Consider the following 1,981-nt stretch of genomic DNA (forward strand, 5'->3'; position numbering starts at 1 on the left):
TACTTTTCGAGAAGATTAGAGGTATTTACGAACTTTTTTGCAAAAGTGCGTAAGGTCAGTTATTTAATTATGGTAGAGTTACAAAAATGAAATTTATAAAGGAAAAAAATAGAAATGACTAAAGATATTGTAAATTCAGCACTTTCAAAAGTATTGTATCCGGGTTTTACCAAGGATATAGTAACTTTTGGTTTTGTAAATAGTATAGAGATTAACGGGAATGATGTTAGTTTTAATGTTGAAATAACCTCAAGTGCTCCAGAGGTTGCGCAGCAGATAACTGATGACGCAACAGCAGAGTTAAAAGCGGTTGGCGCAGGTAACGTAGCAGTAAATATTAAAGCTCCAAAAATGCCTGAAGCTCCAAAGCCAAAGAGCAAAAACATAGCGCCGCATATTAAAAACTTTCTTATGGTAAGTTCAGGAAAAGGCGGAGTCGGAAAATCGACTACTTCTGTAAATATCGCTATTGCTCTTGCTGCGCAAGGTAAAAAAGTAGGTCTTTTGGACGCTGATATTTACGGTCCAAACATTCCTCGTATGATGGGAATTGCAGACCTTAAGCCTGAGGTGACTGGAAATAAAGTTCTTCCTATGAAAGCCTACGGGATTGAAGTTATGTCTATGGGTTCACTTATGGAACCGGGTCAGTCGCTTATGTGGCGCGGCGCTATGATTATGAAAGCGATTGAGCAGTTCTTGAGAGATATTCTTTGGAGCGATTTGGATGTTTTGGTTATAGATATGCCTCCGGGAACAGGTGATGCACAGCTTACTTTGGCTCAAAGCGTACCGGTTACTGCAGGTTTGACGGTTACTACCCCTCAAGCAGTCTCTCTTGATGACTCTCGCCGTTCACTTGATATGTTTAGAAAGTTAAATATACCGATTGCCGGAATAGTTGAAAATATGAGCGGTTTTATCGCACCGGATACGGGCGTTGAGTATGACATATTTGGAAAAGGAACATCTCAGCCGATGGCGGATGAGTTTGATACTAAAGTAATCGCAGAGATTCCTATCGAGCAAAGTATTAGAACGGGCGGAGACGAAGGCAAGCCTATCACTTTTGTCAACCCTACAAGCGAGAGCGCAAAACGCTATATAGCTGCTGCAGCCTCTATTTGGGCGACCATAGAAGAGGTAAATGCAAAAGGCGGAGCAAGCAATGAGAGCGTTCAGCCGACTACACCTCCGGGTGTAAGTGCTTGCAGCACTAAGTAATAGTTTAAAATCAAAATAGCGGCGCATCTTCTGCGTCGTTACGCTCGTCACATACTTTAAGTATGCTTCCTCACTAGACTTCTTGAATCTACACCACTCTTTTAATTTTTGATTACTTTTGTCTCATTTAATTTTTTATATAATTTTTTTAATGCGTAAAAACCTTATTATTCTCGAAAAACAAAGTTTTACTAAAGAAACATTTTCACTTCGTGAAAACCGCATTAGCTTGTTTTCGTAGCTTTTAGGGGGTTGTAGGGACTTTAGTCCCTGCCATCTAAACGGACACGTTCGTTTAGATGCGTAACATCAGTTAACAGATTAAAATTCTTCTCCACTTTTAAACATCTCAGGCTTAAACTCTACAATCTTATCTCTTCCCGTGTTTTTCGCCTCATAGAGAGCCGTATCTGCATACTTGATACATTTCCAGATACTGTCTCCGTCTGTAGGAAATTTTGCTATACCTATGCTAAGTGTCTTTTTAAGGCTCTCTGATGTTCCGACGTCAAATGATAATGCACCGAATGCGGAGTGTATTTTTGCAGCAACCTGCATAATTCCTTCATCCGTTGCGTTGTTAAGAAGCACAACAAACTCTTCTCCTCCGTAGCGGATTGCCAAGTCTGCGTCACGGATACTCTCTTTTAAAATCTTTGAGAGTGCTACTATGACTTTGTCTCCAACATCATGTCCGTAAGTGTCGTTTACCATCTTAAAGAAGTCAACATCAAGCATCATAACGGCATAAGTGTCA

2 protein-coding genes are annotated in these 1,981 nt (G+C 40.2%); one reads left to right on the top strand and one right to left on the bottom strand.

The features are described from left to right. Positions 1-114 precede the first annotated feature (114 nt). A complete protein-coding gene (locus IBX42_RS12260; RefSeq protein ID WP_294933216.1) occupies positions 115-1,224 on the top strand; it encodes an Mrp/NBP35 family ATP-binding protein in 1,110 nt (369 codons plus the stop codon). Between the two features lie 321 nt (positions 1,225-1,545). On the opposite strand, the gene IBX42_RS12265 is transcribed toward IBX42_RS12260, so the two are convergent. Continuing rightward, positions 1,546-1,981, bottom strand: a 436-nt coding sequence (locus IBX42_RS12265) for a GGDEF domain-containing protein (protein WP_294933217.1), incomplete at its 5' end; no start/stop codon positions are given.

This window comes from Sulfurimonas sp. (genome assembly GCF_014859695.1).
Lineage (GTDB): Bacteria > Campylobacterota > Campylobacteria > Campylobacterales > Sulfurimonadaceae > Sulfurimonas.

Bases quoted from the DNA above. Each gene is read 5' to 3' on its own strand.
- IBX42_RS12260 (WP_294933216.1), top strand. From the start codon at position 115: ATGACTAAAGATATTGTAAATTCAGCACTTTCAAAAGTATTGTATCCG.